General features: G+C 67.7%; 17 protein-coding genes. 4 read left to right on the forward strand and 13 right to left on the reverse strand.

Going from position 1 to position 22,296, the window contains the following annotated elements:
- Positions 1-26: 26 nt before the first annotated feature.
- From CLU91_RS02205 to CLU91_RS02220, 4 genes are read right to left on the reverse strand one after another with little or no spacing between them, the layout of a single operon-like run.
- Complete coding sequence (locus tag CLU91_RS02205) at positions 27-1,262, reverse strand: TolC family protein (protein WP_100872796.1); 1,236 nt, start codon at positions 1,260-1,262, stop codon at positions 27-29.
- Positions 1,259-1,585, reverse strand: coding sequence for a DUF3240 family protein (locus tag CLU91_RS02210; RefSeq protein WP_099764025.1), 327 nt, complete (start codon positions 1,583-1,585; stop codon positions 1,259-1,261). The genes CLU91_RS02205 and CLU91_RS02210 overlap by 4 nt, the downstream gene beginning before the upstream one ends.
- Entirely contained in the window at positions 1,572-4,676 is a 3,105-nt protein-coding gene (locus tag CLU91_RS02215) for an efflux RND transporter permease subunit (protein ID WP_100872797.1), read from the reverse strand. Before CLU91_RS02215 ends, CLU91_RS02210 begins: the two co-directional genes overlap by 14 nt.
- The gene (locus CLU91_RS02220) at positions 4,676-5,800 is read right to left on the reverse strand and encodes an efflux RND transporter periplasmic adaptor subunit (RefSeq protein WP_232730590.1); all 1,125 of its coding nucleotides are present in this window, start codon (positions 5,798-5,800) and stop codon (positions 4,676-4,678) included. The genes CLU91_RS02215 and CLU91_RS02220 overlap by 1 nt, the downstream gene beginning before the upstream one ends.
- Before the next feature lie 161 nt (positions 5,801-5,961).
- Here CLU91_RS02220 and CLU91_RS02225 point away from each other — a divergent pair, with 161 nt between their 5' ends.
- Genes CLU91_RS02225 through CLU91_RS02235 form a run of 3 tightly spaced genes read left to right on the forward strand, consistent with a single transcriptional unit; the run spans position 5,962 to position 8,760 of the window.
- Entirely contained in the window at positions 5,962-6,657 is a 696-nt protein-coding gene (locus CLU91_RS02225; protein WP_100872798.1) for a response regulator, read from the forward strand.
- Positions 6,657-8,051, forward strand: a complete 1,395-nt coding sequence (locus CLU91_RS02230; RefSeq protein ID WP_232730591.1) for an ATP-binding protein — start codon at positions 6,657-6,659, stop codon at positions 8,049-8,051. The genes CLU91_RS02225 and CLU91_RS02230 overlap by 1 nt, the downstream gene beginning before the upstream one ends.
- Before the next feature lie 10 nt (positions 8,052-8,061).
- On the forward strand, positions 8,062-8,760 hold the full coding sequence (locus tag CLU91_RS02235; protein WP_071077573.1) for a VIT1/CCC1 transporter family protein: 699 nt from the start codon (positions 8,062-8,064) through the stop codon (positions 8,758-8,760).
- A 5-nt stretch (positions 8,761-8,765) separates the two neighbouring features.
- Here CLU91_RS02235 and CLU91_RS02240 read toward each other — a convergent pair whose 3' ends face one another.
- From CLU91_RS02240 to CLU91_RS02270, 7 genes are all read right to left on the reverse strand, one after another.
- Entirely contained in the window at positions 8,766-9,611 is an 846-nt protein-coding gene (locus CLU91_RS02240) for a universal stress protein (protein WP_100872800.1), read from the reverse strand.
- Positions 9,612-9,642: 31 nt separating this feature from the next.
- Positions 9,643-11,448, reverse strand: a complete 1,806-nt coding sequence (locus CLU91_RS02245) for a PHA/PHB synthase family protein (RefSeq protein ID WP_100872801.1) — start codon at positions 11,446-11,448, stop codon at positions 9,643-9,645.
- A gap of 62 nt (positions 11,449-11,510) precedes the next feature.
- On the reverse strand, positions 11,511-15,053 hold the full coding sequence (locus CLU91_RS02250; RefSeq protein WP_100872802.1) for a PAS domain S-box protein: 3,543 nt from the start codon (positions 15,051-15,053) through the stop codon (positions 11,511-11,513).
- Complete coding sequence (locus tag CLU91_RS02255; RefSeq protein ID WP_100872803.1) at positions 15,050-16,195, reverse strand: FIST signal transduction protein; 1,146 nt, start codon at positions 16,193-16,195, stop codon at positions 15,050-15,052. Before CLU91_RS02255 ends, CLU91_RS02250 begins: the two co-directional genes overlap by 4 nt.
- Before the next feature lie 14 nt (positions 16,196-16,209).
- Positions 16,210-17,268 (reverse strand): HD domain-containing phosphohydrolase, encoded by a 1,059-nt coding sequence (locus tag CLU91_RS02260; RefSeq protein WP_100872804.1) that lies wholly within the window; start codon positions 17,266-17,268, stop codon positions 16,210-16,212.
- Between the two features lie 51 nt (positions 17,269-17,319).
- Entirely contained in the window at positions 17,320-17,835 is a 516-nt protein-coding gene (locus CLU91_RS02265) for a chemotaxis protein CheW (RefSeq protein WP_100872805.1), read from the reverse strand.
- Between the two features lie 60 nt (positions 17,836-17,895).
- Positions 17,896-18,798 (reverse strand): sensor domain-containing diguanylate cyclase, encoded by a 903-nt coding sequence (locus tag CLU91_RS02270; RefSeq protein ID WP_100872806.1) that lies wholly within the window; start codon positions 18,796-18,798, stop codon positions 17,896-17,898.
- 353 nt (positions 18,799-19,151) lie between these two features.
- On the opposite strand from CLU91_RS02270, the gene CLU91_RS02275 reads away from it, so the two are divergent.
- On the forward strand, positions 19,152-19,394 hold the full coding sequence (locus tag CLU91_RS02275) for a hypothetical protein (protein WP_100872807.1): 243 nt from the start codon (positions 19,152-19,154) through the stop codon (positions 19,392-19,394).
- A 5-nt stretch (positions 19,395-19,399) separates the two neighbouring features.
- Here the strand turns inward: CLU91_RS02275 and CLU91_RS02280 are convergent, their stop codons facing one another.
- Entirely contained in the window at positions 19,400-20,686 is a 1,287-nt protein-coding gene (locus tag CLU91_RS02280) for a DUF445 domain-containing protein (RefSeq protein WP_100872808.1), read from the reverse strand.
- A gap of 60 nt (positions 20,687-20,746) precedes the next feature.
- Positions 20,747-22,144 (reverse strand): amino acid permease, encoded by a 1,398-nt coding sequence (locus CLU91_RS02285; RefSeq protein ID WP_100872809.1) that lies wholly within the window; start codon positions 22,142-22,144, stop codon positions 20,747-20,749.
- Positions 22,145-22,296: the final 152 nt, after the last annotated feature.

A 22,296-nucleotide genomic window follows, 5' to 3' on the forward strand; every position in this document is an offset into this window, starting at 1 on the left:
CGTGGATGAATCGTGTTGGCGCCGCATCAGTCGATGGACCAGATGGCGTGCGCGTCGAGTTGCAGGCGCGCCTGGGCCGCCAGCGCCTCGATCTGGGCCGTCTGCGCCGTCAGCGCCGCGTCGAGCGCCTGCCGCCTGCCGGCCAGTGCTACGGCCAGCGTGCATTCGCCCGCCTGGTAGGCGCGCTGCATCAGTTCCGCCTGGCGCATGGTGTGTTGTTGTACGTCTTGCAATGTCGTCCATATTGCGTGGCTATGCACGCTGTCGCTGGCGGCACGCCGGGCCGCCAGGGCGACGCGCAGCCGGGTCTGCGCCAACCGTTCGCGCGCCATCGAGGCCTTGATGGCCGCCGCCGACCGGTCCGCCGTGCGTCCGGCGCCGGGCAGGGGAAACGACAGGCTGACGCCGAACACCCGCTCCTGGCCGTCGCGCTCGCGCGCGGCGCGCAGTGCCAGCGTCGGGTCGGGCATGGCGTCGCTGGCCAGCCGGCTGGCGCGCATGGCGTACAGGTCCGCCTCTGCCTGGGCCAGCTGCAGTTCGTGGCTATCGTGCTCGATATGCACGATGCGCTCGGCCCAGCTGGCTGCGGCCTCGCTGCCGGCTTGCGGCAGTGGCAGCGAGTCGGCCTGCGGACGCGGCAAGCCGGGGTAGCTGATGGCCAGCAGCGCAAGCGTCTGCTCGCTGCGCTGGCGTGCCTGTTGCAGCAGGGCCAGCACGCGTTGCTGTTCCGTGTCGGCTTGCAGCAAGTCGAGCGCGGCGCCGTCGCCCGCCTGCACGCGGCGCGCGGCAATCGTTTGCAAGCGCTGCGTCACGGCCAGCTGTTCTTCCAGCCGCGCCACGCCGGCCAGCTCGCGCAGCGCGTCGAACCAGTCGCGCAGCAGGGCGCGTCCCGCCTCGTGCCAGGCGTCGCCATGCAGCGCGCGCGCCACGGCCAGGCCTTGCTCGCCCAGCGCCTGGTCCAGGCTGGCCTTGCCGAACCAGCGCAGGGGCCGCTCCAGCGCCACTTCCTGTTCCCGGTAGCGTTCTGCGCCGGGGACGCTGCGCTGGCTGGCGCCCGCGCGCACCGTCCATTCATAGGGCCCGGCGGCCAGCTTGTCGCGTTCCGCGCCGGCCAGTTGCGTATTGAGTACCCCCTGGCGCAGCGCCGGCAGGCTGGCCAGCACACGCCGCACCTCGGCTTCGGGCGGCAGCGCGGTAGGGGCGCCAGGCGCCGCCTGCGCTCCCGCCGCAAGGAACAGCAGGGCCAGGACGCGCGTCTTCATGCCAGCCTCCCGTGGCACAGCACGGGGCTGATCCAGTAGGCGATGTCGGGTTTGGGCAGCTGTGCCGCCAGCGCCTGCACCAGCAGGCGCAAGTCGGTGTCGGCGCCGGCGACCAGGACCAGCTTGCGCCGTCCCCGGCCCCGTACCTGTTCCAGGCTGGAGGGGTAGGCGGCGCCCGGTCCCATGCCTTGCGCATCGAGCACCGAAAAACCGGCCGCCCAGGCCGGGTGCAGCAGCAGGAAATCGAGGACGTCCTCTTCGAGGGCTACGGGCATGGCCAGCGTCAGCATGGCGTCGCAGGGGGAATGGTCAGGGTGCTGCATGGTGGGCTCCAGTGTGGGCAATGCTAGGGACAGATGGCTGCGCCACGCCGTAGCGGCGGAACAGCAGGGGCAGCAGTACGAGGGTCAGCACGGTGGCGCTGAGCAGGCCGCCGATGACGACGATGGCCAGTGGCTTCTGGATTTCCGAGCCGGGTCCCGTGGCCAGCAACAGCGGCACCAAGCCCAGGCCCGTGATGCAGGCCGTCATCATGACGGGGCGGAAGCGCCGCACGGCGCCTTGCAGCACCAGTTCGCCGACCGGCACGCCGCGCGCATGCAGGTCGTTGAAGCAGGTGATCATCACCAGGCCATTGAGCACGGCGATGCCCATCAGCGCGATGAAGCCCACCGAGGCGGGCACGGACAGGTACTCGCCCGTCAGGGCCAGTGCATACACGCCGCCCGTCAGCGCGAACGGGATGTTGACCAGCACCAGCAGGGTTTGCCGGATGCTATGCAAGGTCGTATACAGCAGCAGGAAGATCAGCGCCAGCGCGATGGGCACGACCAGCGCCAGGCGGGCGGCGGCGCGCTGCTGGTTTTCGAACTGGCCGCCCCAGGCGATGCGGTAGCCGGGCGGCAGCGGCACTTGCCGCGCCACCAGGGCCTTGGCTTCGTCGACGAAGCCGACCAGGTCGCGCCCGCGCACATTGGCGCGCACCACCACCAGGCGCGAGGCGTTTTCGCGCTCCACCTTGACGGGGCCGTCGACCGTGCGCAGGCTGGCCACCTGGCTCAGGGCGATGGCGGGGCCATCGGCCATGGGCAGGCGCAGCTGGCCGAACAGATCGGCCGACAGCTGCAGTTGTTCGCCGCCGCGCAGCAGCAGGGGCAGCCGCTTGCCGCCTTCGATGACGATGCCAGCCTGGCGCCCTTCGATCAGGGTGCGCAAGTCGCCCTGGACCTGCTCCACCGAAAGGCCCAGGCGGGCGGCCGCCACGCGGTCGATATCGACTTGCAGGTATTGCACGCCCGAGTTTTGCGTCGTCAGCACATCCTCGCTGCCGGCCAGCGTGCGCAGCTGGGCCACGATGCGCGCGGCCAGCGCGCCCAGCGTCTTGCTGTCAGGGCCGTAGATCTTGACGGCCACGTCGCCGCGCACGCCGGACAGCATTTCCGAGGTGCGCATCTCGATGGGCTGGGTAAAGCTGATATTGACGCCCGGAAAGCTCGCCGTGGCCGCGCGCAGGGCATCGATCAGCGCATCCTTGTTCGCGCTGTGCCATTGCGCGCGCGGCTTGAGCACCAGGAAGGAGTCCGTTTCGTTCAGGCCCATGGGATCGAGTCCCAGTTCATCGGAGCCCAGGCGCGCCACGATGCGGCGCACGTCGGGCACTTGTTCCAGGATGCGGCGCTGGATGGCCATGTCCAGGCGCGCCGACTCTTGCAGGTTGACGGACGGCAGTTTTTCGATCTGCATGATGATGTCGCCTTCGTCCAGCGTGGGCATGAACGATTTGCCCACCTGCAGGAAGACGCCAGCGGCCAGCAGCAGGGCCGCCACGGCCACGCCGCCGATCAGGCGCTCGCGGCGCAGGGCGCGCCCGAGCAGGGCCAGGTAGGCCGCTTCCATTTTTTGCACCAGGCGCGGCGTACCCGCGTGGCTTTCGGGCAGCAGCAGCGAGGCGAGCACGGGAATGACGGTCAGCGACAGCAGCAGGGAAGCGGCCAGCGCGAAGAGGATGGTCAGCGCCACGGGCGCGAACAGCTTGCCTTCCAGTCCCTGCAGCGTCAGCAGGGGCAGGAAGACGATCATGATCACCAGCATGCCTGCGCTGACGGGCAGCGCTACTTCGCGCACGGCCCGGTAGATGCGGTGCAGGCGCGGCACGCCCGGTTGCGCGTGGGCGCCATGGGCTTCGATGTTTTCCACCACCACCACGGCCGCATCGACCAGCATGCCGATGGCGATGGCCAGGCCGCCCAGCGACATCAGGTTGGCGCTCAGGCCATACGCCTGCATCAGCAGGAAGGTGCCCAGCGCCGCCAGCGGCAGGATGCAGGCGACCACCAGTGCCGAGCGCAGGTTGCCCAGAAAGACGTACAGCAGCACGATCACCAGCACGGTCGCTTCAGCCAGCGCGCCCGTGACGCTGGCCACGGCCCGCTCCACCAGCTTGCCGCGGTCGTAGAAGGTGCTAATGGTGGTGCCCTTGGGCAGGCTGGGGCCGAGCGCGTCGAGCCGCGCGCGCACTTGCTGCACCACTTGCTGCGCATTCGCGCCGCGCATGGCCAGCACCAGCGCCTGCACGGCTTCGCTGCGCCCGTCCTGGGTGACGGCGCCATAGCGCGTCAGCTGGCCGATGCGCACCGTGGCCACCTGGCCCACGTTCACGGCCATGCCGCCGCGCCGGTCGATGCCGATGGCGCGCACGTCGTCCAGCGTGCGGATGCCCGCGTCGCTGCGGATCAGCAGTGCCTCCTCGCCGCTGCCCAGGCGGCCCGCGCCGTCGCTGCGGTTGTTCGCTTCCAGCGCCTGCTGCAGCTGCGCCAGCGACAGGCCGCGCGCGGCCAGGGCGGCCAGGTCGGGCACCACTTCGAAGCTGCGCACCATGCCGCCGAGCGAATTGACGTCGGCCACACCGGCGATGTTGCGCAGCTGGGGGCGGATGGTCCATTCGAGCAATGTGCGTTTTTCCATCAGGCTCAAGGGTCCCTCGATGGTGAACATGAAAATTTCACCGAGCGGCGTGGTGATCGGCGCCAGGCCGCCGCTGACGGAGGCGGGCAAGTCCTTCAGCACGCTGGCCAGCCGTTCACTGACTTGCTGGCGCGCCCAGAAGACATCCGTGCCTTCCTGGAAGTCCAGCGTGATGTCGGCGATCGCATATTTGGACTGCGAGCGCAGCACGGCCTGGCGCGGGATGCCCAGCAATTCCTGCTCGATGGGGGCGACGATGCGCGCCTCGACCTCTTCCGGCGTCATGCCGGGCGCCTTCAGGATCAGCTTGACCTGGGTACCGGAGACATCGGGAAAGGCGTCGATGGGCAGCGCGCGGAACGCCTGCACGCCGGCCGCGGCCATCAGCGCGGCCAGCACCAGCACCATCAGGCGCTGCGACAGCGACAGGGCGATCAAACGGGCCAGCATCACTTGCCTCCCTGGACGGGCGCGTCCGCAACCGCTCCCAGGCCGCTCCAGCTGCCTTTCAGCGCCGCCAGGCCGCGCACGGCCACCGCGTCGCCTGGCAGCACAGCGCCGCGTACCCAGGCCATGCCGCCGCCGGCCGGCGTCGCTTGCACCGGCACTGCCGTGTAGCCCCTGGCATTGGCGACAAAGACGTACTCCTGGCGCGCCTCGCCCATGCGCCGCACCAGCGCCGCCGCCGGCACGGCCACGCCGCCCGGCATTTGCGCCGGGCGCAGCAGGCGCACTTCGACAAAGGCATTCACCTTCAGGCATGGCTCCTGGCCCACTTGCTGTGCGCGCAGCTGCGCGCTTTGCGTGGCGGCGTCGACGACGGGAGAGATGGCCGTCACGCGCAGCCTGGCGCAGCCGTCGACCTGCAGCAGGTCGCCCACGTGCAGCAGCGGCAGTTGCGCCCGGCTCGCCTGCAACTGCACCCACAGGGGCCCGCTGGCGGCCATGCGGGCCAGCAGCGCGCCCGCTTCGACGTGCTGCCCCGCCTCGACCGGCAAGGCCAGCACGCTGCCGGCGCGGCTGGCGCGCACCGTCAGCAGGGGCGACAGCGTGCGTTGTTCGCGCAGGCGCCGCAGCGCCACGCCATCGAGGCCGGCGCTGCGCAGCGCCTGTTCGCGTTCGCTGGCCGCCAGCGTGGCCAGCTGCGCCGCATCGCGGCTCTCATCGAGACGGGCACGGGCGATGATGCCGTCGCCGTACAGTCCTTCGTCGCGCGCCAGTCTGGCTTGGGCCAGGCGCGCCGCGCTGGCCTTTTCCAGGTAGGCGCGCTGCCACTCCAGCCAGCCCTGGCTGTACAGGGTCAGCAGCGGCATGCCGGCGCGCACCTGCTGCAGCGGCGTCACGTGCACCTGTTGCACTACGCCGTCGAGTACGGCGCTGGCGACGGCGCCCGAGCCGGGCGGCGCTACCACGGTGCCTGACAGGACCAGGTCGTTGCCTGCCGGCGTCCCTTCGCCGGCCAGCGTGGCGAGCGCCGGCGTGGTGGCGATGCCGGCATGGCTGATTTGTTGCGAACTGAGCAGCAGTTGCTGCGGCGCGGCGGCCGACAGCAGCGGCCAGCCGAGCAGGGCCAAGATTGGCCAGCAAGGCTGGCAGCGGTTAAGATGGGGGAAAGCGGGCATGGGAGGCAGCCGGAAGTGGACGATGGATCGATGGTCGCCAGCAGATGTTAAGAAGTTCTTAATGTCCGGCGCCTACGCTGCCAGCATGAAATTCCCCGACAGGACAGGCCACGATGCGCATATTGCTGATAGAAGACGACCCCCAGCTGGGGCGCGCCACGCAGATGGGGCTGGAGCAGGCCGGCTATGCGGTCGACTGGGTGCAGTCGGCTGAAAGCGCGCATATGGCCGTGCGCCTGCACCGCTATGGCTGTCTGTTGCTCGACCTGGCCCTGCCGGGCGAGGATGGCATGCAGGCGCTGGCGACCTTGCGCCGCGGCGGCTATGGCGGGGCGATCCTGATCGTCACGGCGCGCGATCAGATCATCGACCGGGTGACGGGCCTGGATGCGGGCGCGGACGACTTCATCGTCAAACCCTTCGATCTCGATGAGCTGGCGGCGCGCATGCGCAGCGCCTGCCGCCGCGCGGCCGGGCGCACGCACGAAGAACTCGTGCATGGCGATATCGTCATCGACGTCGCCGCGCGCCAGGTGCACCAGGGCGGCGTGGCGGTGCCCGTGACGGGCAAGGAGTTCAGCATCCTGCTGATGCTGGTCGAGCAGCGCGGGCGCATCCTGAGCCGCGTGCAGCTGGAAGAGGGCGTCTACAGCTGGGGTGAGGAAATCGACAGCAACGCGCTGCAGGTGCATATCCACCATTTGCGGCGCAAACTGGGCAAGGCGCTGATCCGCACCGTGCATGCCATCGGCTACAGCATCGACAAGCCCGCTACGCCTGATACGCCCGACACGCAGGCGTGTCCGTGATGCCCGCCATCCCGGGCAACGCGGGCGCATGGTCGCTGCGGCGCACGCTGCTGGCCGTGCTGCTGGGACTGACGTTCACCTTATGGGGCTTCAGCGCCGCCATCGTGTATCTGGAAGCGGGGCGCGAAAGCCAGGAACTGTTCGACCAGTCGCTGGCCGAGACGGGCCATTTGCTGCTTGCTTTGGCCGAGCACGAGGTGCAGGAGCATGGCGCGAGCGCGTCGCTGGTGATGCCGGTGGCGCAAAACCGCAACCACCGCCAGTATCTGCTGTTCCAGGTGTGGGATGCGCAGCAGCGCCTGCTGTACAAGAACGCCGGCGCGCCGGACCAGGCATTCGCCGCGCCGGCCGATGTGGGCTACAGCTGGCACGACAACGATGGCCGGCTGTGGCGCATCTATACGAGCTGGAATCACAATGCGCAGCTGCAGATCCAGGTGGCGGAACCGGCCAGCCACCGCCAGGAAATCAGCAGCCGCTTCGCCGTGAAGCTGCTGGCCATCGGCTTGCCGATGGCGGCCCTGGCGGCCCTGGCCATCTGGTGGAGCATCAACCGCGTGTTTCGCGCCTTGCGCCGCAGCGCCGATGAAGTGGCGCTGCGCACGCCCGACGATCTGGCCAGTGTCAGCGTGACGGGCGCGCCGCTGGAAGTGCAGCCGCTGCTGCAAGCCATCAACCGCCTGTTCGTGCGCGTGCGCCAGACGCGCGAGCAGGAGCAGCGCTTCACGGCCGATGCCGCGCATGAACTGCGCACGCCGCTGGCGGCCATCAAGACCAACCTGCAGGTGCTGCAGCGCGCGCGCAGCGATGCCGAGCGCAAGGAATCCGTGACGGGCCTGGGACTGAGCGTGGACCGCGCCACGCGCCTGGTGGGGCAGTTGCTGACCTTGTCCCGGCTCGACCCGCAGTCGCAGCCGCCGCCCGACCTGCCCGTGCTGGACCTGGCCGCCGTGCTGGCCGAACAGCTGCCCGCCTGGATGGCGCAGGCGCAGCGCCAGGATCTGCTGCTGCGGGCCGACCTGGCCACGGCGCCGTGCCGTTTGCAGCAGGACCATGTCCTGATCCTGGCGCGCAACCTGATGGACAATGCCATGCGCTATACCCCGGCCGGCGGCACGCTGGCGCTGGACTGCCGCACCGAGGCCGGCGGCGTGCTGCTGCGCGTGAGCGACACGGGGCCCGGCATCGCCGAACAGTTGCGCGAGCGCGTGTTCGAACGCTTTTTCCGCGCCGCCGGCGCGCAGCAGCCGGGCAGCGGCCTGGGCTTGTCGATCGTGCGGCGCATCGCCGAGACGCATGGCGCCAGCGTGCAGCTGGCCGCCGGGCCCGATGGCGCGGGCCTGGTGGTGACGGTACGCTTTCCCGCGCCCGCCGGCGCGCCCATGCATGCATAAAGGAGCGAATATGCCATTGCGACACCGCGAGTTTCACCGGATGGACAACGTGGGCTGGCTGCGCGCCGCCGTGCTGGGCGCCAATGACGGCATCGTCTCGACGGCCAGCCTGGTGCTGGGCGTGGTGGCGGCGCACGCCACGCACGACAGCATCCTGGTGGCCGGCGTGGCCGGCCTGGTGGCGGGCGCCATGTCGATGGCCACGGGCGAATATGTCTCGGTGCAGTCGCAGGCCGATACGGAACAGGCGGCGCTCGAGCGCGAGGGCGGCGAGCTGCTCGACGATCCCAAGGGGGAGCTGCACGAGCTGACGCACATTTATGTGGCGCGTGGCCTGGAACCGGCCCTGGCCGCGCAGGTGGCCAGGGCGCTGACGGCGCACGATGCGATCGGCGCGCATGCGCGCGATGAACTGGGCATCACGGAGAGCATGCGCGCGCGCCCGCTGCAGGCGGCGCTGGCTTCGGCGCTCAGCTTTGCCGTCGGCGCGGCGTTGCCGCTGCTGGTGGTGCTGCTGGCGCCGCTGTCGATGCTGGCACCGGCCATCGTCGTGGCGTCGCTGCTATCGCTGGCCTTGCTCGGCGGCCTGGCCGCCAGGGCCGGCGGCGCGCGCGTGGGCCGGGGCGTGCTGCGCGTGGTGTTCTGGAGCGCGCTGTCGATGGCGGCGGCATCGGGCATTGGTGCGCTGTTCGGCGCCCCGGCAGCCTGACGCCGTCAGTGTGACACCAGCACCGGCAAGGTCATGTCCTGCAGCACCGTGCGCGTGACGCCGCCCAGCAGCGCTTCGCGCAGGCGCATGTGGCCGTAACAGCCCATCACGATCAGGTCGCACTGGCGCTGCGTCGCCATGGCCAGCAGGGCCGCGCCCACGTCCTGGCCGTGCGGCGTGTCGTGCTGCAGCACTTCGACGTTGACGCCGTGGCGCGCCAGGTACAGGGCCAGGTCGGCCCCCGGCTGCTCGCCGTGCGCGGCCGGCTGGGCGTGCGAATTGACGACGGCCAGGGTCACCTGCCGCGCGCGTTGCAGCAGCGGCAGCGCATCGGTGATGGCGCGCAGCGCTTCGGCGCTGCCGTTCCAGGCCAGCAGCGGATGCTGCGCGCTATCCGATAGCGTGGCCGCTGGCGCGTGCGGCACCATCAGCATGGGCCGGCCGCAATGGAGCATCAGGTATTCGGGCGTGCCGGCGATGACGCGCGATGGCGTGTCCTGCGCGTCCGTCTGGCCGAGGATCAGCAAGTCGCAATAGCGCGCCTGCAGCAGCAGCGCGCCTTGCGCGTCGTCGTCGACGAAGCGCGTTTCGTAGGTGCCCAGGCCTTCTTCGCGGGCGATGCGCTCGAATTCATGCAAGGCTTCGCTGGCCTGGCTGCGCAGCGCCTGCATCTGCGCCGGCGCAAACTGCAGCGCGTTGACGCCGCCGCCATATGCATAGCGCGAGATGCCGCTCATGGCCGAACCGATCAGGTGCGCGCCTTCGGCAACGGCCAGGCGCACGGCCAGGCGGATGCGCCGGGCGCAGTGGCGGGAATTGTCGACGTGGACCAGCAGGGTGGTGTAGGGCATGGCGTTTTCCTCGGTTGTCGGAAGTCGGTTGTCAAGTCTGCAGCACGTAGTTGCCCGGCGCGTCGCCCAAGTCGGGGCCCATGGCCGGCGGCGCCACCTGCGTGCCCGAGCGCTCTGCCAGCCAGGCTTGCCAGGCGGGCCACCATGAGCCGTCGTGGTGCGGCACGTCGCGCTGCCAGCTGTCGGCGTCGATGTAGGGCGCGTCGTGGCGGTGCGTGGCCAGCTGGTAGCTGCGGCGCGGCTGGCCCGGCGGCGAGACCACGCCCGCATTGTGGCCGCCCGAGGTGAGCAGGAAGGTGACGTCGGTGTCGGTCAGCAGCTGCAGTTTATACACGGAGCGCCATGGCGCCACATGGTCCGTCAGGGTGCCGACGGCAAAGATGGGGGCGGCTATGTCGGGCAGGGCGATATGCCGGCCTGCCGTGCGGTAGCGGCCTTCGGCCAGGTCGTTGTGCAGGAACAGACGGCGCAGGTATTCCGCATGCATGCGGCAGGGCATGCGCGTGGCGTCCGCATTCCAGGCCATCAGGTCGCTGTCCTGCTCGTCGAGGCCGAGCAGATAGTGGTTCAATCGGCGCGACCAGATCAGGTCGTTCGAACGCAGCAGCTGGAAGGCGCCCGCCATCTGCTTCGTGTCGAGATAACCCTGCTTCCACATGGCCGCTTCCAGGAAACTCACCTGGCTGTCGTCGATGAACAGCGACAGTTCGCCCGGTTCCTTGAAGTCCACCTGCGACGCCAGCATGGTGAGGCTGGCCAGGCGCGCATCGCCGTCGCGCGCCATGCTGGCGGCGGCAATCGCCAGCAGGGTGCCGCCCAGGCAGTAGCCGGCCGCGTGCACCTGCGGCGCCCCCGTGATGCGGGTAACGGCGTCGAGCGCGTCCATCACGCCCAGCTGGCGGTAGTCTTCCAGCGACAGCTCGCGGTCTTCTTCCAGCGGGTTTTTCCAGGAAATCATGAACACCGTGTGGCCCTGGCCCACCAGGTAGCGCACCAGCGAATTGTGCGGCGACAGGTCGAGAATATAGAACTTCATGATCCACGCGGGCACGAACAGCAGGGGCGTGGCATGCACCTTGGCGGTCGTGGGGGTGTACTGTATCAATTCGATCAGGTCGTTGCGGTAGACCACCTTGCCGGGCGTGACGGCCACGTTCTCGCCCACTTTATAGCGGCGCGTGTCGGGCGCATACGGCCCCATGGCGGCGCGGCGCCAGTCGTCGGCCAGGTGCTGTGCGCCGTTCGCCAGGTTGGCGCCGCCGCTTGCCAGGGTTGCCTGCTGCACCACGGGATTGGTCAGCATGAAGTTCGACGGCGCCAGCATGTCGAGCCACTGGCGCACGGTGAACGTGACGACGTCCTCGTGGTGCGGCGCGACGCCGCGCACGCCCGTGGTGGCGCGGTGCCACCACTGCTGCTGCAGCAAGAAGCCCTGGTAGACGAGGTTGTACGGCCAGCGCTGCCACGCTGGGTCCTCGAAGCGCCGGTCCTGCGGCAGCGGCGCGATGCATGGCGGCTCGGCGGCGCCGCCAGCCATGGCCGATTGCATGGCGTACTGTTGCCAGCGGCCGATCTTCTTCCACGCTTCCTGCAGCAGGGCCAGCTGCTTCGATGGCGCCAGCGCCAGGTGGCTGAGCCAGTCGGCATAGGCGTTGCCCAGCGCGGCCGGCGAAATGCCGCCCGTGAACTTGCCCAGCCAGGCGTTCAGCAGCAGGTCCAGGGTGGCGCCGTCCGGCGCGCTCTCCGGATAGTCGGGCGCCGGCACGCCTTGCCAGGCGCTGCCCAGGCGCTCATGTTCAAGGTTTTGTTGCGCATTGCCCGGCTGCGTCTTGCTCATTCAGCACTCCTGTCATTTTTTTACAGGATAGCAAGAGCTTGTTCAAAAAATTATGATCTACATCAAGTTTGCCCGGATGCGTGCAGCGTCCGGCTTGCCGCCTGGATGGCCGCGCCCGTTTCCTGCATGAACAGCCGCAACTGTTCCTCCAGCGCGGCGCAGTGCGCCAGCAACCCCGCTTGCTGGGCCTGTGCCGCTTCGCGCTCGATGGCTGCGGCGATGGCGACGGCGGGGCTGGCATGGAAGTTGGCCAGCAAGCCGGCCAGGGTATGCGCCTGCCGGCTCGCGCCGGGCCGGTCGCCCGCCTGCAGGGCTGCGCGCAAGGCGGCCAGCTGCTCCGGCAAGCCGGCCAGGAACGAGGCGCCGATGATGGCGACGACATCCGCATCGGCGTTGGCCAGCGCGGCGCCGTAGTCGAAGCGCGGCGCGCCGTTCGCTGCCGGCAGTGCCGCGTCAGGCGGCGTGGCGGGTGCCTGCTTGCTTATTCGCCCCACATGCTGTCCGATCAGGCTCTGGAAGGCGGCGGTGCGGAAAGGCTTGGACAGGTAATCGTCCATGCCGCCGGCGATGCAGCGTTCGCGGTCGCCTTCGAAGGCGCTGGCCGTCATGGCGATGATGACGCTCTTCGGCATGCCTTGCGCTTCGCGCTGGCGTATCTGCGCGGTGGCCTCGAAACCGCCCATTTCCGGCATCTGCAGGTCCATCAGGATCAGGTCGAAATGGCCGGCCGCATGGCAGTCGAGCGCTTCGCGGCCATGCGCCGCATGCGTGACCCGGTGGCCCGCATTCGACAGCAGCACGGTGGCCAGTTCGCGGTTCATGGCGTTGTCCTCGACGAGCAGGATGTCCAGGCTGGGCGAGCCTTCGCGCACGCAATGGCGCGTCACCACGGGTGTTGCGCAGGGCATGCCGCGGCAAGTACCCAGCACGCTCATGGTGATGGCCAGCAATTCCTCGGGGCTGGCCGGCTTGAGCAGGTAGCCGTCGATGCCCAGTTCGCGGCAGCGCGCCGCGTCGCCCAGGCTGCCGCTGGACGAGAGCATGACGATGGGCACCTGGCTCCAGTGGGGCAGGGCGGCCAGTGCCGAGGCGGTGTCGAAGCCATTCATGCCGGGCATGGCAAAGTCCATGATGATGCAGTCGGCCGGCAGGGCGCTGCGGCAGTGCTCCAGTGCCGCCTCGCCCGATTCGCAGGCGGTGACCGTGGCGCCGCTGTGCTCGAAGATCTTGCGCAGGATGGTCAGGCTGCTGGCATTGTCGTCGACCAGCAGAATGCTGCGTCCCGCCAGCGAGGCGCCCGGCGGCGGCAGGCAAGGCTGATGCTCGCCGATGGGCAGGGCCAGGTCGACGCTGAAGCTGCTGCCCTTGCCCAGTTCGCTCGACAGGCCGATGCTGCCGCCCATCATGCCCACCAGGCGGCGCGTGATCGACAGGCCCAGTCCCGTGCCGCCGAAGCGCCGCGTGGTCGAACCGTCTTCTTGCTGGAAGGCGTCGAAGACGGCCTCCTGCATGTCGGCGGCGATGCCGATGCCGGTGTCGCGCACGCCCAGCTGCAGCTGGGCCATGCCATCGCCGCTGGCGCGCAGCCGGGCACCGACGGTGACCTCGCCGCGCGGCGTGAACTTGATGGCGTTGCCCGCCAGGTTGGTGAGTATCTGGCGCAGCCGGCCAGGGTCGCCGAGCAGGGTGTGCGGCAGCGCGGGATCGATGTCGAGCACCAGTTCCAGGCCGCTGGCCCGGGCCCGCATGGCCAGTGCGCGCATGGTTTCCTGCAGCAGCTGGCGCGGCTTGAAAGGGATGCTTTCCAGGGTCAGCATGCCCGCCTCGATCTTCGAGAAATCGAGGATGTCGTTGATGATGCACAGCAGGGCGTCGGCCGAAGCCTTGACGATTTCCAGGTATTTGCGCTGGTGGACGTCGAGTTCGGAATCGAGCACCAGGTCCGTCATGCCCAGGATGCCGTTCATCGGCGTGCGGATCTCGTGGCTCATGTTGGCCAGGAATTCGCTCTTCGAGCGGCTGGCCGATTCGGCCACTTCCTTGGCCAACAGCAGCGCCCGTTCAGCCGCCTTTTGGCTGGAAATGTCGACGATGGTGCCGACCAGGCCGTGCAGGCTGCCGTCGGACTTCAGCAGGGCCGCCTTGCTGAACAGCACATCGACCTGGCGCGTCCCGATGGTCAGCCGCTCCTCATACGTCTGGTTGCCGCGGTCCTGCAGCAGGTCCAGGTCGTGCTGCCGCGCTTGCTGCGCCTGCTGCCGCGGCAGGATGTCGGCCACCGTCATGCCCGGGATGCGCGCCTGGTCGAGATGGAAGAAGGCGCAGAAGGCGCGGTTGGCGCGCAGGTAGCGGCCTTGTACATCCTTCAGGTACAAAGGGATAGGGATGGTCTCGATCAGCGCGTCGACAAAGTTGAGGTTGTGCCGCAGCTCGCGCGCCGCCAGGCGCCGCTCCGTGATGTCGGTCAGGCTGCCGGTGATGCCGGCCAGCCGGTCCTGTCCATCGCGCTCGGCGCGCGCACACACGTCGACCCAGCGCACGTCGCCGTCGCGGGTGAGGTAGCGCGCTTCATGGCGCATGCTGTCCACCTGGCCACTCAGCAGCTGGGACAGGCCGGCGGCGGCGCGCTCCCGGTCGCGCGCATCGATGAATTGCAACACATTCTTGCCCAGGCTGTCGGCGGCGTCGAAGCCGGTGATGGTGTGCCAGGCGGGGTTCAGGAAGGTCCAGGCGCCGTGCAGGTCGGTGCGGAAGACCACTTCATGGAGGCTGTTGACGACGTTGCGGTATTCGCGCTCGCTTTTCGCGATGGTCTCGGCCATGCGTTTGCTGTCGCTGATTTCCGTGCGGATGGCGATGTACTGATACGGTTCGCCGGCGGCGTCGAGGAAGGGCACGATGGTGGCGTCGACCCAGTATTGCCCGCCATCCTTGGCGTGGTTGCAGATTTCGCCATGCCAGACCTGGCCCGTGGTGATGGTTTGCCACATCTGCGCAAAGAAGGCGTCAGGATGCGTATGCGAATTGATCAGGCGGTGCGTCTTGCCGATCAGTTCTTCGCGCGCGAACCCGCTGATGGCGCAGAACTTGTCGTTGACGTAAATGATGACGCCGGCCGTGTCGGTGATGCTGATGATGGCATGCTGGTCCATCGCGAAGCGCTGGTTCTGCAGTTCGATGCGGCGCAGCTCCTGCTGCGATACCAGTTTGGCCAGCAGCACCGAGAGGCCCTCGATATCGCCTTCCTGCGGCAGGTGCAGGCCGGAATCGTCGTTGTCGAGCAGGCGCACGGCCGCCACGCGCAGCGATTGCAGGACGCGGTTGCGGCTGGCCAGTTCCGTGCGCAGCAGGTCATTGGTCATGCTCAGTTCCGTCGAACTCAGCTCCAGGCTGCGTGAGCGCAAGTCCAGGTCCCGTTCGGCCTGTTCGTAGCTGCCGTCGATGCGCAGCAGCAGGGCCGGCAGGCCGGCCAGGAAAGCGGCCAGTTCGGGCGGCGTGCCCGCTTGCGCCGCCAATGCCTGGGCCTGTTCCAGCATGGCGATGCAGGCGCTTTCCGAGTCGATGTCGCAGACGCGGCTCAATTGGCGTGCCAGGGTGCGGTTCATGTTTCGCTCAGCACAGTCACGGTCATCGTCTGGTTATGCAGCTGGCATGCGCCATGCGGCTGCGCGATGCCGATTTCGCCGTTCGAGTAAAAACCGGCGATACAGGTGGCGCCGCTGCCCAGCACGTCGGCCACCGCTTCGACCTCTTCCTCGACCCGGTCGCCCATCACCAGCTTGCGCCCCACGCAGCTGACCAGCAGGGCCAGCTGGTCGCCCAGCGTATCGGCGTGGCGCAGGACGCCGCGCGCGGCCATTTCGGCCCCGTCGATCAGCCGGTTGGTACTGGAATGCATCAATTTCAGGTAGCCGTCGGCGAGGATGTCGCCGGCCAGTGTCAGCGAACCCTGTTCTTCATCGACGGCGAGGATGGTGCGAAACACATTGCTTTTTTCATGCGCCGCCGTGAGCATTTCAAACGGGAACAGCAAGCCCGAGCCGGGCAGGTCGCGCGCATAGTCGCCCAGATACAGTTTGTAGATGTCCAGCGCGCGCGCGCCATCGAGGCCATACAGCACGTTGTCGCCGCAGCGCGTCACCTTGCGCGCGGGGCCGAACGCTTCCCAGCCCGCATGGCTGCCGTAGCCGAGGCGGATATGCTCGCCGTACAGGCCGACGGCGACGATGGTATTGTCGGCCGCGCCGCGCGGACCCAGGGTCCAGGTCTGGCGGAAGGCGCCGCCGTCGGCGGCCAGCCCGCCCGAGATGGTGACGCCCGGCGGCAGGTTCGCCTGCAGGCCGGCGATCAGGGCGCTGCCGTTGATGGCCACGCCCGTGCCCAGCATGAAGACCGCCGTCAGGCCGTCCTGCGGCAGCGCCTGCGCCAGGCGCTCGCCCGCCTCGTGCGAGTCCGCCATGTCGCAGATGATGGCGTCGGCAATCGCCACCGCCGTGTGCGCGAAGCCGATGGCGGTGATGACGCAGCTGTCGTCGTAGACGCGCTTGCCGGCGATCTCGCCAGCCGTGGAACAGCCGGCGATCACGGCGCCGGGCATCTGGCGGCGCAGCGCCGCCGTCAGTTCGGGGGTGGAAAAATAGGCGCAGGCGCCAAACACCAGCACCAGCTGCGGCTGCATGGCGGCCAGGGGCGCCAGTGCTGCATCGATGTCGGCACGGTTTTTCAGGATCAGTTGTTGCACGCGCATGGCAGGGTCCTCGCTTACAGTGGGTGGGCGTGATGCTGGACGGGGTCGGGCAGGCTGTTGCGGATGTCGAGCACCTCGTCCCAGGCGCCCAGGAAGGCGTCGATGCAGCACGGGCAGAAATGGCTGCCTTGGTTCTGTTGCAGGAACAGGCGCGCCTGCTCCACGGGCCAGGCCGGCTTGTACGGGCGTTCTGACGTGAGCGCGTCGAAGACATCGGCCACGGCGACGATGCGCGCCGACAGCGGTATCTGTTCGCCCGCCAGGCCGCGCGGATAGCCGCTGCCGTCGTATTTTTCGTGGTGGCCGCAGGCGATTTCCTCGGCCAGCTGGATCAGCGGCGAATCACTGCCGGCCAGGATCTTGCCGCCGATTTCCGCATGCTGGCGCATGATGGCCATTTCCTCCGGGTCCAGCCGGCCCGGCTTGAGCAGGATATGGTCGGGCGTGGCCAGCTTGCCCACGTCGTGCATGGGGGCCGCCTTGAGCAGCAGGTCCTGCCATTGCGCATCCATGCCCAGGTTCCTGGCGATCAGCGCCGAATAGCGCGCCATGCGCATGATGTGAGCACCCGTTTCGGGGTCGCGGAATTCGGCCGCCCGCGCCAGGCGCGTGACCAGTTCCATCTCGCGCGCCGTGACGTTGGCGATGGCCTGGCGCACTTCATGTTCGAGCAGCTTGGCGCGGTCGGCCAGCATGGTTTGCGCCATGCGCAGGGACAGCAGATTGCGCACGCGCAGGCTGAACTCTATGGTGTCGACGGGCTTGGTGAGAAACTCCGTGACCCCGAGCGAAAAGGCCTGCTTGCGCACGGCGCGGTCGTTTTCGGTGGTGACCATGATGATGGGAATGTCGGCCATGCCCCGCATCTTGCGGAAAATGCTGAGAAATTCATTGCCCGACAGGCTGGGCATCCGGTAGTCGAGCAGGACCAGGTCCGGCACATGCGACTCGCACCAGGTCAAGGCATCGATGGGGTCGTTCATGCAGACGGACTCGATGTTGCTGGCCTTGCGCGCCAGCGTCGATAGCAGGCTCAGGTTGGTGTCGTTGTCATCGACGATCAGGATGCTCATGGTGTCTCCGGCGGATGGCGGTCAGGTAGCGGACGCGATGGCGACGCTGCCTCAGGCAGCCAGTTTGCCCGTGCCGGGCATGCCCAGGCCCGACAGCAGGCTGTCCATGTCGAGCACGATCAGCAGCCGTTCATCGAGGCTGCCGATGGCCGTGACGTGGCCGGCCATCGCCGAACCATGCAGCTGCGGCGGGGGCTTGAGCTGTGCCGGCGTCAGCGGCACCACATCGGCCACGCGGTCGACCACGATGCCGGTGGCGCCATGTGCGAAGATGAGGATGATCACCACGGTCGAGGCGTCGTACGCGGGCTCGGCCTGGCCCAGTGCGATGCGCAGGTCGATCAGCGGCACGATGCTGCCGCGCAGGTGGATGAAGCCCATGAGGAAGGCGGGCGCATTGGCGATGCGGGTCACGGCCCCGATGCCGCGGATTTCCTGCACCAGGCCGATGTCGATTGCGTATTCCTCATTGCCAAGGCCAAAGACCAGCAATTCCCGCGCGCCCGCTGGCGCCGCTTGGCCCGTTACTGCGGCATGTACTGCGGCATGCGTCGTGGTGGTTTCCATGTGTGTGCTCCTGTCAGGTGTTGCGTGATGCGTGAAACTGCGAAAGTCCCCGGGTGCCGCTCAAGCCTGCTCGGTGCGGTTGCGGCCATTGTTCTTGGCCTGGTACAGCGCCGCGTCGGCCTGCATGAAGCCGGCTTTCCAGTCGCCGTTGTTGGGCAGCGGCGCCAGGCCGATGCTGATCGTCGCCGTGATGGGCGTGTGCTCGAAGTCGACGCAGGTTGCGGCCACGGCAAGGCGGATGCGTTCGGCCACGCGGTGCGCCGTGCTCATGTCCGTATGCGGGAACAGCATGCCGAATTCCTCGCCGCCCACGCGGGCGATGACGTCCGATGCCCGCGCCTGGGACTGCAGCACGGCCGCGATGGCTTGCAGCACGGCGTCGCCGGCCGCGTGGCCATGCCGGTCGTTGACCTTCTTGAAGAAATCGATGTCGGCGATGCCGATGGTCATCGGATTGCCTGCGCGCCGGTCCCGCGCGGCCGCACGCACGGCGTCAATCTCGAAGGCGCGGCGGTTCGGCAGGAGGGTCAGGGGATCGGTCAGGGCGATGCGCTGCAACTGCTGCCAGCGGGCCGCATTCTGCTGTTCGATGGCGCGTTCATGGCGCTGGTCGATGAAAAAGGCGCCCATGAAGTTTTCATCGTCCAGTTTGCCCAAGTCCATGGCCTTGAGCACGATGGGCAGCATCGAGCCGTCGCGGTGGCGTATGGCGAAATGGCGCTTGTGGCCCAGTACCTTGGACTTCTTGTAGCCGGCCAGATAGGCGCCGATCTGCGCGCCATGCTGTTCGCGCACGGCGTCGGGCAGCAGCGCCTCGATCTGCTGGCCCGGCAGGCTGCCCGCTGCATAGCCGCTCAGCGCATACATGGCGTCGTTCGCATAGCGGATGCGCGAGCCCGCATCGATGATGACGGCGGCGTCGTCGGCGGCGTCGAGCAGACGCAAGGCCAGGATTTTGTTCATGTGCGTGTCCCCTGCAAAGAAGGCGGAGTGGCCGGGCGGTCGAGGCTGCGATAGCCGTTGCACCGCTTTGACTTCTCCATGGAAATCATCATACACCGAATAAAATTGATTTCAACAAATATCTTGATTTAAATGATTTTGTTTGAATTTTTCGCACATGCGGCCGCATGGCCGGCCTGGATCAGGCTGGCCATGAGCCGTTTTCACTCTATGACTGGAAAGTTTTTTGCTTCGTGTCGCGTGGTTTTTGATGTAAAAACGATTTTTTCGTGAATTTATTTATTGTATTTGGTAAATTTATGTAGCAAAATAAAGCCAGACCAGCGCAGTCACTGCGGATAGAGGAGATGGACATGCATACGAAAATGTCGGCAAGGAGCAGCGCAGAGGCGGACATGGGCCATCCGCACAGGCCGGGCGGCCGTCCTGCGTCCGTGCGGCGCCTGAAGGCGATAGCCTACCTGGCCCTGCTGTTGGCCGTGGTGCCGGCCGCGGCCTGCATCGCCACGGGGCGCGCCGGCGTGCCGGTGCTGTTTACCACCATGTGCGGCGTGGTGTCGTGCGCGGCGTTGCCGGGCACGGTCCCTGGCTGGTAGTCGGCCTACCAGGCCTGGCTGACTGAATAAATCAGCAAGCCGGCCAGGCCGCCCACGATGGTGCCGTTGATGCGGATGAATTGCAGGTCGCGCCCGATGGCCAGTTCGATGCGCTCGCTCATTTCATCCTTGCTCCACAGGTCCAGGCGGGCGGCGATGAAGGCGCCCACTTCGCCCCGGTAGCGGCGCACCAGCGAACCGCTGCCGGCGACGATGGCGTCGTTCAGCCATGCCCGCGCAGCCTTGTCTTCCTCCAGCACCTTGCCCGTGTTGCGCGCCACGTTGGCGATGGCTTGCGCCAGCACGGGCTGGTCCGCGTGCAGGTCGGCCAGCAGACGCGTGCTGATGTTGGTCCAGACGTCGCCCAGCATGGCTTGCACGGTATCGCTGGCGATCAGCTGCAGCTGGTAGCGGCGCACCGTCTCTTGCCATTGCGGATCGGCCTTCAGGTGCAGGGCGCTGTCGGCGATCCAGCCGGCGATGCGCTGGCGCAGCGGGTGCTCGGGATCGATGCGCACGGCGAGGGCGAATTTTTGCAGCGAGGCGATCATGCGCGGTTCATACGCTTTCACGGCCTTTTTCACCAGCGCGTTCTCGATCTGGAAGGCGCCCAGCACGAAGTCGCCGATGGCTGCGTGATGCGCTTCGTCGTCGAGATAGGCGGCGCCGCGGTCGAGCAGGAAGTCCAGCAGTTGCTGCGGCTTGCCATCGGCGATCAGCGCATCGATGCAGTCGGCCGCCACGTCCGATACATTCAATTGTCCCAGGTAGTTGCTGGCCTGCTCGCGCAGCAGCTGCCCCAGCTGCTCGTGGTTGGCCATCGCCAGCAGCTGTCTGGCGACACCGGCGCTGGCCATGCCCAGTTGCCGCGCGTGGCCCTCGTCCGCCAGCCAGGCTCCCAGGCGCGCGGCGGGGTCGGCTTGCGCGATGCGTTCGGCGATGCCTTGCTCGGTAATGAAATGGTTTTCCACGAAGGCGCCCAGGCTGCGGCCGATGTCGGCCTTGCTGTTCGGGATGATGGCCGTATGCCACAGGGGAATGCCCAGCGGGTGGCGGAACAGGGCGACGACGGCGAACCAGTCGGCAATCGCCCCGATCATCGCCGCTTCGGCGAATGCCTCCACATAACCCCAGGCGGGGTGGCCGCCGCGCTGCGAGCGGGCCACGGCAAACACCAGCGCGGCCAGCAGCAGCAAGCCGACGGCCAACTGCTGCATGCTGCGCAGGCGAGCGCGCTTGAGCTGGTCCGTGCTCTGGTCCAGCTGTGCGATGAGGTCAGGGGAAGGTTGCATCGATGGCGGCCTGCGTTGTTTGCGAGACCGCCATCTTACTGCGATGGCGCAGTGGGAGGATTACTGTTGCGGGTGCAGCAGCGAACGGCGGCGCGCGTAGCCGAAGTAGATGACCAGGCCGATCACCAGCCAGATGCTAAAGGCCAGCCAGGTGACCCAGCTGAGGAAGGTCATCAGGCCCACGCACAGGATCACGGCCAGCGCCGGCACGTAGGGCACGCCGGGGCAGCGGAAGGCGCGCGGCAGATCCGGGCGCTTCTTGCGCAGCACCACCACGGCAATCGACACCATGGTGAAGGCGGCCAAGGTGCCGATGTTGATCAGCTCGGCGAGGATGTTGAGCGGTATCGTCGCGGCGATCAGGCCGAAGACGATGCCCACCAGCCAGGTGGCGAAGAACGGCGTGTGGAAGCGCGGGTGCACGGTCGACAGGCGCTTGGGCAGCAAGCCGTCGCGCGACATGGCGAAGATGATGCGCGTCTGGCCGAAAGCCATGACCAAAATGACGGTGGTCATGCCGAGGATGGCGCCCAGGTCGACGAAGCCGGCGATCCAGTTTTCGCCCGCATATTGCAGGGCCAGCGAGACGGGATGGTCGACGCCGAGGAATTTTTGGTACGGTACGATGCCCGTCATGATGGCCGAGACCACCACGTACAGCACGGCGCACACGGCCAGGGATCCGATGATGCCAATAGGCAAGTCGCGCGACGGCTTCTTGACTTCCTCGGCGGCCGAGGTGACGGCGTCAAAGCCGATGAAGGCGAAGAAGACGAGGGCGGCGGCGCTCAGCATGCCGTGGTAGCCGAAGGGCATGTAGGGCTGCCAGTTCGCGGGCTGCACATGGCGCGCGCCGAAGATGATGAACAGCAGTACCACGCCCACCTTGATGGCGACCATGATGTTGTTCAGGCGCGCCGATTCGCGCACGCCCCAGCCCAGCATGGCGGTGAGCAGCAGCATGATGACGAGGGCCGGCAGGTTGATGAAAGTCGTCACGCCGGGCAGCGCGCCCGGCGCCGCCGTCAGGGCCACGGGCAAGGCGATGCCAAAGCCCGACAGCAGCGACTGGAAGTAGCCGGACCAGCCGACGGAGACGGCGGCCGCGGCCAGGCCGTACTCGAGCAGCAAGTCCCAGCCTATCATCCAGGCGGCCAGCTCGCCCAGGGTGGCATAGCTGTAGGTGTAGATGGAGCCGGCCACCGGCACGGTGGAGGCGAATTCCGCATAGCACAGGGCGGCGAAGCAGCAGGCGATGGCCGCCACGACGAACGACAGCGACAGCGCGGGGCCGGCCGTCAGCGCACCCGTGCCGGTGAGCACAAAAATGCCCGTGCCGACGATGGCGCCGATGCCCATGAGGACAAGGTCGAACGGTCCCAGCACCTTGGCCAGACCTCCCGGTTTCTTGCTGTGGGCGATCATGTCATCCAAATTCTTGGTTCTAAATAAGCTCACTGTGTCTCCTGGTGGTTTTTGTCATGGCGCCATTGCCGCCTCGTGAGTAGCACGACGCAGCCAGATTCTAGCCCACGCGCCCGTGATTCCAGAAGGAAAACCGTACGGTGGCGTGCGCGCCAGCCCTGACAACTTGTCCAACAGGCAAAAAA

Origin of the sequence: Janthinobacterium sp. 64, assembly GCF_002813325.1 — a bacterium.
Lineage (GTDB): Bacteria > Pseudomonadota > Gammaproteobacteria > Burkholderiales > Burkholderiaceae_D > Janthinobacterium.

Coding starts and splice junctions, on each gene's coding strand:
- CLU91_RS02205 (WP_100872796.1), bottom strand. CDS start 1,262: ATGAAGACGCGCGTCCTGGCCCTGCTGTTCCTTGCGGCGGGAGCGCAG.
- CLU91_RS02210 (WP_099764025.1), bottom strand. CDS start 1,585: ATGCAGCACCCTGACCATTCCCCCTGCGACGCCATGCTGACGCTGGCC.
- CLU91_RS02215 (WP_100872797.1), bottom strand. CDS start 4,676: ATGCTGGCCCGTTTGATCGCCCTGTCGCTGTCGCAGCGCCTGATGGTG.
- CLU91_RS02225 (WP_100872798.1), top strand. CDS start 5,962: ATGCGCATATTGCTGATAGAAGACGACCCCCAGCTGGGGCGCGCCACG.
- CLU91_RS02230 (WP_232730591.1), top strand. CDS start 6,657: ATGCCCGCCATCCCGGGCAACGCGGGCGCATGGTCGCTGCGGCGCACG.
- CLU91_RS02235 (WP_071077573.1), top strand. CDS start 8,062: ATGCCATTGCGACACCGCGAGTTTCACCGGATGGACAACGTGGGCTGG.
- CLU91_RS02240 (WP_100872800.1), bottom strand. CDS start 9,611: ATGCCCTACACCACCCTGCTGGTCCACGTCGACAATTCCCGCCACTGC.
- CLU91_RS02245 (WP_100872801.1), bottom strand. CDS start 11,448: ATGAGCAAGACGCAGCCGGGCAATGCGCAACAAAACCTTGAACATGAG.
- CLU91_RS02250 (WP_100872802.1), bottom strand. CDS start 15,053: ATGAACCGCACCCTGGCACGCCAATTGAGCCGCGTCTGCGACATCGAC.
- CLU91_RS02255 (WP_100872803.1), bottom strand. CDS start 16,195: ATGCGCGTGCAACAACTGATCCTGAAAAACCGTGCCGACATCGATGCA.
- CLU91_RS02260 (WP_100872804.1), bottom strand. CDS start 17,268: ATGAGCATCCTGATCGTCGATGACAACGACACCAACCTGAGCCTGCTA.
- CLU91_RS02265 (WP_100872805.1), bottom strand. CDS start 17,835: ATGGAAACCACCACGACGCATGCCGCAGTACATGCCGCAGTAACGGGC.
- CLU91_RS02270 (WP_100872806.1), bottom strand. CDS start 18,798: ATGAACAAAATCCTGGCCTTGCGTCTGCTCGACGCCGCCGACGACGCC.
- CLU91_RS02275 (WP_100872807.1), top strand. CDS start 19,152: ATGCATACGAAAATGTCGGCAAGGAGCAGCGCAGAGGCGGACATGGGC.
- CLU91_RS02280 (WP_100872808.1), bottom strand. CDS start 20,686: ATGCAACCTTCCCCTGACCTCATCGCACAGCTGGACCAGAGCACGGAC.